Annotated in this window: 3 protein-coding genes and 1 pseudogene; 3 read left to right on the plus strand and 1 reads right to left on the minus strand. The window is 31.5% G+C overall.

Going from position 1 to position 8,681, the window contains the following annotated elements:
• Positions 1-54: 54 nt before the first annotated feature.
• Positions 55-198: pseudogene (locus VFS71_RS13815) on the plus strand (DDE-type integrase/transposase/recombinase); the annotation flags it as partial.
• Positions 199-748: 550 nt separating this feature from the next.
• On the opposite strand, the gene VFS71_RS13820 reads toward VFS71_RS13815, so the two are convergent.
• Complete coding sequence (locus VFS71_RS13820) at positions 749-3,589, minus strand: helix-turn-helix and ligand-binding sensor domain-containing protein (RefSeq protein ID WP_326401938.1); 2,841 nt, start codon at positions 3,587-3,589, stop codon at positions 749-751.
• Positions 3,590-3,954: 365 nt separating this feature from the next.
• Here VFS71_RS13820 and VFS71_RS13825 point away from each other — a divergent pair, with 365 nt between their 5' ends.
• Both VFS71_RS13825 and VFS71_RS13830 read left to right on the plus strand, forming a co-directional pair.
• Positions 3,955-6,915 (plus strand): TonB-dependent receptor, encoded by a 2,961-nt coding sequence (locus tag VFS71_RS13825; protein WP_326401940.1) that lies wholly within the window; start codon positions 3,955-3,957, stop codon positions 6,913-6,915.
• An 18-nt stretch (positions 6,916-6,933) separates the two neighbouring features.
• Positions 6,934-8,373 carry a RagB/SusD family nutrient uptake outer membrane protein gene (locus VFS71_RS13830; protein ID WP_326401942.1) on the plus strand — a complete coding sequence of 480 codons (1,440 nt, stop codon included), beginning with the start codon at positions 6,934-6,936 and terminating at the stop codon, positions 8,371-8,373.
• The last annotated feature ends 308 nt before the right edge of the window (positions 8,374-8,681 follow it).

An 8,681-nucleotide genomic window follows, 5' to 3' on the forward strand; every position in this document is an offset into this window, starting at 1 on the left:
TTATAACAAATGTTCATTTTCTAAAATAGAGGTTCGACAATGTAAATACCTTGACAATGTAAATACCTTAATAACATAGTAGAACAGGATCATCGTTTTATAAAGTGGGGGATTTTAAATGGTTTAGGTTTAAAAAAAAAAAATGAATCTGCAAAAAGAACTCTAAGTGGTATTGAAGTTGTTCATATGTTGCGAAAGAATTGAATGTTTAATCCCGGGATTACTATGTTTAAATCCTTCTGTAAGTTGGCGGCATAATTTTTTTATTTTGATTATTTTATGTTTTAATTTGACATATGCGACAGAACCGCCACTCCGGGGCATACTTACTGATATTTTATTCTCATTTAAAAGTGTTGTGTAATTCTGTGGACAGTACTGTATTCCTCTATCAGAATGATGTATTAATAATATAAAAGGGAATACTCATCTTCTGTTCTCTAAGGCCGTCTTCAGAGCCTCAATACAGCCTACAGCTTCAAGATTAGGATGTAAAGCATGACTCACAATCTTCCTTGAATATGCATCAGTAATTATTTCTTGAAGCCCTACATTTTTGACCAGCACCAAGGCAGCCGATTATACCTGATCTTACTTCTTCACCAATTTTCGATTTACCTCACTCATCAATCATTCTAGAAGGTTTTCTCCTTATTTCAGCTTTTGATTCTGTCTTTTTTACTTTTTTTGCCTTCATTTGTTGTGCTTTAGTGACAAGCTATACTAAGGACGAGACATCCCATTTTTGCTAAATACTCATAAGAAAACCAATTAGATTTGTTTTTTGGGGTAAATCTAATTTTTTTCTTAATCTATGTCTCGCTATTTCTACACCGGCAACAGAAATATTCATGATTTCGGCAATTTCTTTTGTAGACATGTTCATTATTAAATAAGTCGAAAGATCTAATTCTCTTGAAGATATCCTTGGATATTCATTTTTTAATCTTTTTAAAAAATCAAAATGAACATTTCTTATGTGTTTTTCCAAATCTTTCCAACTTTTATCGCTACTAACTTCTTTTACTATACTCTTGTTTAATTTAGCAAAGTGAAATTTTGCGGATTCATCAAAAGATTCTGTATCGATGTCTTGCAATTTTTGGATAATTCCATTGAGAATTTTATTTTTTTTAACAGCTTGTAATGAATTGATAACCAACTCTTTGTTTTTTGTTATGAGCTCAACTTTCAATTTTTCGTTTTTAAGCCTTTCAATTTCTTTTTCTAATTCAAATTGCTCTTGTTTTATTTTTGTTTCTTTTTCAAGATATAATCTGCTTTGTTCCAATGTTTCATAATGTTTATTTTTTCTGATTTTCATTTGAATTCGAGTTCGAGTATAATGTACAGCTAAAATAACAACTAGAAAATAAAAAACATAAGCCAAAAAATTTCGATACCAAGGCGGAGAAATGGTAAAATTTTGCTGGGCAATTTCGGATTGGACACCATAATTATTTCTTGCTTTTACTTTTATTGTATAATCTCCCTCCCTTAAATTTGTGTATTCTTTTATCGATTTTTTGGTCCAGCTGCTCCATTGATTGTCAAATCCTTCTAGCTGATATGAAAATTCCAGATTATCCAGATTTTCATAGGAAGGGGAGGAAAATGAAAATTCCAAATGATTTGAATCAAAAGGTATCGTGTATTTCTCGACTGTTTTTTGACCATTTCCCAAAATAAGTTTATTTCCAGGGTACGAGAATTCTCTAATATAAGCTTTTGGTTTTATCGTTTTTTTATTTGATAAATTAGAATCAAAATGCGCTAAACCATCAGTTAGTCCAATAAAAATATTATTTGGATCCACCGTATTTATGGAGGCATTATTACGCATCAAATCACCGGTAAGGTTCGAGAAAGGACCGACGACATTTTTATATCCATTATTTTTTTGCTTCATGAAAACCCCCAAAGATTCATTGAAAACATACCAGATATTTCCGAGTTGATCTTCGTTTATTGATTTAATTTTCGGAATAGTTTTGAATAATTTGCTAAAATAAAGATCTTCATAAAATTGATTCAGCTCGTATGAATATTTAAAAAAACGATTGTTTGATAGAAAATATACTCTATCTTTTATTTTCCGGATACTTTCAATCATATTGATTTTGGATGTTAGTTTTTGGTGTTTTACTATTGGTTGGAAACTTTTTAAGTCTTTTGAAAAAAATAATTGACTTACAACAGGACCTTTTTTTATCCAGATACTTTTTTCGTCAATTTCGAAATCCTCTATTGATCCATGATGTCCATCAATTTTATTTTTAAAATGCCATCCACCAGCATTTTTTTCGAATAATGAAAAACCTGCATAATTAGAACCAATCATATAATTTGGATTGTTTGGAATTAGCTTAAAATCCCAATATCCAACTCTATCTAAGACTTGTATAACTTTTCCGCCGGAGATTAATAAAGCACCCCGATTGTGACCGCAAATTAATTGATTGCTAAGAACCTGAATATTCCAGACCTGTCCGGTAGTTCCTTCAACCAATTTGAATGGTTCCTCTATTGCATTATTTGCATTGTTTTTCCAGGAATGATAAAAAAGCCCTTGATTTGTCGCCACATATAAATTGTCTTTGTAAACTATCGATGCGTATACGGCACTTATATTGTAACTAAATCCAAAATAAGTAAAAGGCGAGTTTTCGTTTACAAATGCAATTCCGTTATCTAGTCCTAACCAAAGATTGTTTTTATTGTCAATAAAAGAAGTTAGTACCGTATTATTTTGCAACCCTTTTGTGCGATTGATGTGTTGAATTATTTTTCCGTTATAATCACAAATTATAATTCCGCTTAATATAGAATTTAGAACAATATATTTATCTTTTATTGAGATACCTCCTAAAGAACTGTTTTTTTTACAAAAATCATTTGCTTCTGTTTGCCAGGGTGTTAAAATTTGATTCTGATAAATAAAAAGCCCTTTGTCTAAAGTAGCGACTAGAATTTTATCCTTATTTAATGTAAAAATTCCCCAAACTTCTGTGTTGTTCAAGGCAGTAGTACCTTCTAATGGATAAAGTTTTCCGCTCTTATATGATAGTAATCCCTTTTCGCTATCTTGGATATACAATTGATCGTTTACCAAAAATGAAAATTGAAATCTGATGGGGGCGTTTAATTGTTTAACTACATTGTTTTTGTATATGTATATGGCATTGAAAGCCTGAAATAGCACTTCACCTTTATAAATATGTATTTTCCAAATATCATCAAAGGGTTTTGAATCTTTTTGTTTTAAAATTTTAGAAAGGGAATGATAAACAAGTCTTCCTTTATAGTCGGCTTCAAAGTATCCAAATTCATCCGACCCTCCAACAAAAATTTTTCCAGATTCATCAATTTTTAAACTATGAACGGAAACAGAGTTTGGGACAATATAATTTCTCCAAGTTGTTCCATCAAATTGAAAAAGACCTTTGTCATTGGCAAAATAAATATTACCCTTTTTGTCTTGGTCAATACCCCAATTTTGAGGTGCACCATTATAATCAGTCCTTTTATAATTTTTCACATTGGGCAATCCAATGCTTTTTATTTGCCCATATATTGTATTGGTGGCCAAAAATGTGAAAATAAAATAGAATGAAAATTTTGTAAAAAATGTATTTAATTTATTGCTTTTCAAATTTATTGAGTTTTATTTTTTACTAATAAAAAATGTTTTTTTTAGTAAAACAATGAAAATGTAATTTTAATGTAAATGTAATATGGTTTTTTGAGTTAACATAATTTTATAACATACATTATGTTTAATTAAATATTTGAAAATCAATTATTTGTATTTTTTTAGTAAAGGTTTTGATAAGTGTTTAAAAAAAATATGTAAAGGTTTTGTAATATATTTTGACTTTATCTATTTAATAAATATTCGAAAATTGGGATTAATATTGCATAATATTTATTTTAACTAACTAAAAATATTGAAAAATGAAATTTAAAAAAATAATTATTTTTTGTCTTTTTTCTACGTTATTCTCGGTTTTTGTGCAAGCGCAGGACGTTAGCATAAATGGGAAAGTCATAGATGAAAATGGGGTACCCGTTCCTGGGGCCACAATATTAATCAAAGGAACAAGCAAGCAAGCTACTTCTAGTTTTGATGGTAATTATCAAATAAAGGCTACTCCCAATGATATTTTAGTATTTAGCTTTGTAGGTTATAGTAAAGTAGAGGAGTCTATTAAAGGAAGAAATCATATTGATGTAAAATTGATGTCACAATTGCAAGACTTGAAAGAAGTTGTAGTTGTAGGTTATGGTACACAACAGAGGAAAAATTTGACCAATGCAGTTTCAAGTGTAAAATCTGATGCTTTTGATAACAGGCCTATTTACAGTGTAGCTCAAGCCATGCAAGGAAATGCCGCTGGTGTCAATGTAATACAACCTTCAGGAAAACCGGGTGTAAGTTTAGAAGTTCGCATTAGAGGTCTTAGCTCACTAAATTCAGGGAATAGTCCACTATATGTAATTGATGGAGTTCAAACTAATTCTACAGATGGATTGAATACAAATGATATCGTAGATATGCAAATTCTTAAAGACGCTACAGCAACGGCAATTTACGGTGTGAATGGTAGTGCTGGTGTTGTTTTAATTACAACCAAAAAAGGAAAAGCAAATACGAATGCTTTTAGTTTTAACTCTTATTTTGGAACCTCAAAAATTGTCAACAATATTGATGTGCTAAACTTGGATCAATATAAAACTTTAATGTCTGAAATTAACCCTGATTTTGTAGCCACAGCAAATCAGCCACAATATGCAGGTATAAATACTGATTGGCGTGATAAAGTTTTCCAAACAGGTCAAGATCAAAATTATGATTTTTCTTATTCAGGAGGTACAGATAAAATTAGAACTTTTGCTTCATTGGCTTATCTGAATACTAAAGGGATTGTAAAACCAGCCGATTTCAGAAGATTCTCCGCAAGATTGAATTTAGATATCGATGCAGCTTCATGGCTGAAAGCTCACGTAGGAATAAATGCCATAAGTTCAAAATTAAAGAATACTACCGATAACACTGCTACAGCTAGAGGTGGTGTAATTTTGAGTGCCTTGAATACGGCTCCATTTTTACCAGTATATGGACAGGATTTGGCGGTGAGAACTCCTGATCCAGACGGAATTTATCCTGATGGAGAAAAAGATGGACAGTTTGCATTAAATCCTTATCAATCTTCATGGGAGAATCCAGTTGCATTTCAAAGCAAACAAGATGACACCAATGCAATACGATATTTGGCTAATGTAGGATTTGATGTGAAATTGGCAGAAAATTTGGTTTGGAAACCAGCTGCTACATTAGATTTAACTAAGAGCACTAATGATCAATTTATTGATGCTTATAGAACAAGCTACGGTAGATCTCAAATAGGGTCAGGAAGTGAAAATGTTGAAGAAATTCAAAATTCAAACTTTGAAAACACTTTAAATTATACTAAAAAATCAGGAAACAATGATATAAATATATTGGTGGGAAGTAGTTTGCAAAAATTCCGTCATGATAATAAATATGTGACAGGCAAAGAATTTCCTGTTGACTTAAGAAAATTTGATTATAGTCAAATGAAAGATCTAGATGCAAATGCTTCAGATACAACAGCCTATGAGAAGAATGCGGTGTCATTCTTTGGAAGAGGTACATATATCTACAAGGAAAAATATATAGTTAATGGGGTACTAAGAGCATCAGGGGCATCACAATTGGCGGCTGGAAATAAATGGGGTTATTTTCCTGGTGTTTCTGCAGCTTGGATTGTTTCAAATGAAGATTTTCTTAAGAGTAATAAAACAATTAATGAGTTAAAACTTCGTGGAGGGTGGGGACAGTCTGGAAATATTTCTGGAATTGGTCCATATTCGCAATATTCGTTGGCGGATAGCAGAAACAACATTGTTCAAAGAGAAAATACCGAATTAACTTGGGAAACAAGCACAGATTTGGATTTTGGACTTGATGCAGGATTTATTGATAATAGAGTAAGATTCACTGTTGATGTCTTCGATAAAAAGACAACTAACTTAATTCAAAATATTACGTTTCCTTCTTTACCAGGATCGGCTTATGTTTATAATGGTGGAAAGATTAGTAATAGGGGATTAGAGCTTGTTTTGAATACAATTAATTTTAATGGAGACTTTAAATGGAATACTAATTTCAATATTACATTCATCAAAAATAAAGTATTGGAAATGGGTTTGAATAAAATTGAATCTTATGCAACCTTATCAAACAGTGAAGCTGCAATTCGATTAACAGAAGGTTATGAGCTAGGAACATTTTACGGATATCTAGTAGACAAGGTTAACCCAACTAACGGTTTAATTGAATATAAAGACATAAATGGAGATGGAATGCTTAGTCCTGATGACAGAACTGTTATTGGTCACGCTATGCCAACTGCTACAATGGGATTTACAAATACATTCTCTTACAAAGGTCTTTTCTTGGATGTACTAATGACCAGCTCTCAAGGGAATGATATCTTTAATGCAACACGTCTGGAGTTAGAAGGAATGCAAGATTTTAAAAACCAATCCACAGCTGTATTGAATAGATGGACGACCCCAGGACAAATTACTGATGTTCCAAAAGCTAATGATCCAAATTCTTTATATAATTCAAATAGATGGGTTGAAGATGGTTCTTATATTAGATTGAAATCAGTAACCTTAGGTTATGATTTTAATAAAATGATGTTAGGGTTGAAATCTTTGAAGCTATATTTTACAGGTCAGAATTTGATTACTTGGACGAATTATTCAGGATTTGATCCAGAAGTAAGTGCTTATAACACAAATACAGGAACTTCTCCTGGAATTGATTACGGAACTTACCCACAGGTAAGAACATTTATATTTGGTTTAAAAGCAGGGTTTTAATAATTAATAAAAAAAATGATGAAAAAAATATTAAATTTAAAAACAGCACTATCAGCATTTGCGATTATTTTATTAGTTTCTTGTAGTGAAGTATTGGATACAGAACCAATATCGGAAAAAATTGTAAAAACAGGTGCTGTTATTAAGGACGCTAATGAAGCGGAAGGATATATGAAAGCCTGTTATTCTGAATTTGGAGGAGAATATTGGCAATTGGATTATTTCTTTAATGGGGATGCACAAACGGATATCGCCTATGCGGGTGCTGATAACGTTCAAAATTTCCAACAAGATGAATACAGAATTCAAGCAACCAATTCAAATGTAGAAAGGGATTTTAATTATTTGGCAAATATTGTAAACAAAAGCAATATTATTATTAACTACGTAAATACAGTTTCTGATCTTTCTGCAACAAGAAAAACTGAAATGATTGGTGAGGCATCTTTATTTAGAGCTTTGGCAAATTTCCACATGGTGCAACTATGGGGTGATTGTCCAATAGTAACAGAAACAATCACTTCTGTAAATAATGAAAATTTTGAGGAGGTTTATGCTCAATTGTATCCAACACGTAAACCAGTTACAGAAGTTTATGATGCAATTATTGCAGATTGTTTGGTTGCTTTAACGAATGCACCAGATGCTTCAAATAAGTTTAAAGCCAATAAAGGTGCTGCAAATGCGCTTTTGGCTAAGGCTTATGCAACAAAACCAAACCCTGATTGGGCTAAAGTGAAACAATATAGTGACGCAGTAATTGGAGGAGGATATTCTCTTATGCCAACGTATGATAATTTATTTGACAATGCTCATGATGGTAATTCTGAATCTATTTGGGAAGCTGACGGAAACGGAGATAATGTTTGGGCTTGGGGAATTTATATGTTTGCAGGCACAGATTGGAAAAAATTTAATACTCCTTCAAATGCACTGGTAAAAGCATATGATGATAATAATGACACGCAGAGAAAAGCATCTTCAATATTATTTGATAATGTAACTTGGGCTGATGCCTATTGGGGAATGACCAATTATCCTTTTGCAAATAAGATGAGAGACTGGAACGGAAATCAAAATTTTTATATTTTTCGTTTAGCGGATATTATTTTATTAAAAGCAGAAGCATTGGCCAATACAAATGATGTTTCTGGTGCTATGACGTTGGTTAACCAAATTAGAACAAGAGCCGGAATTGCAAGTGTTACTGCAACTACCCAAGATGATGCAATTAATAAAATTCTAAATGAAAGAATGTTAGAACTTGCATTTGAAGGGCACAGATGGTTTGATTTAAAAAGAACAGGAAAAGCAATCGCTATTTTATCTCAGCAAAAAGATAAGGATGGTAATATATTGCCATATGCTTCTAATTTGAATCAAAACAGATTGTTATGGCCAATTCCACAATCTCAAAGAGATAACAATCCTAATTTAACGCAAAATCCCGGTTATTAGTTCGCTTTATGGAGACATAAAATCGGCGGCAAAGCTTTGATTATCTGTCTTTATTTGAGAAAGAATTAAAAATAATTGAACAGAAAATCAATATGATTTCTGGTTGATTATAGAAACTTAAATTATCTATCAATAGTTCCTTTTTTACTATTGGAGCTGTTGGTAGATATATTTTAAAAATAAACTGTATCCCTACAATATTTTGGATAGTGATCATTGAATAAGTTTTTGTCTCAAAAAAAAAAGAAAAAGTGATAATACTAAATCAAAAAGGATAAAATAAAAAAAGGACAAATAGGTTCGATTGA

This window comes from Flavobacterium sp., assembly GCF_035760125.1.
GTDB lineage: Bacteria > Bacteroidota > Bacteroidia > Flavobacteriales > Flavobacteriaceae > Flavobacterium.

What these genes read in the sequence shown, in the direction of transcription:
- VFS71_RS13825 (WP_326401940.1), top strand. Translation starts at nt 3,955, where the DNA reads ATGAAATTTAAAAAAATAATTATTTTTTGTCTTTTTTCTACGTTATTC.
- VFS71_RS13830 (WP_326401942.1), top strand. Translation starts at nt 6,934, where the DNA reads ATGAAAAAAATATTAAATTTAAAAACAGCACTATCAGCATTTGCGATT.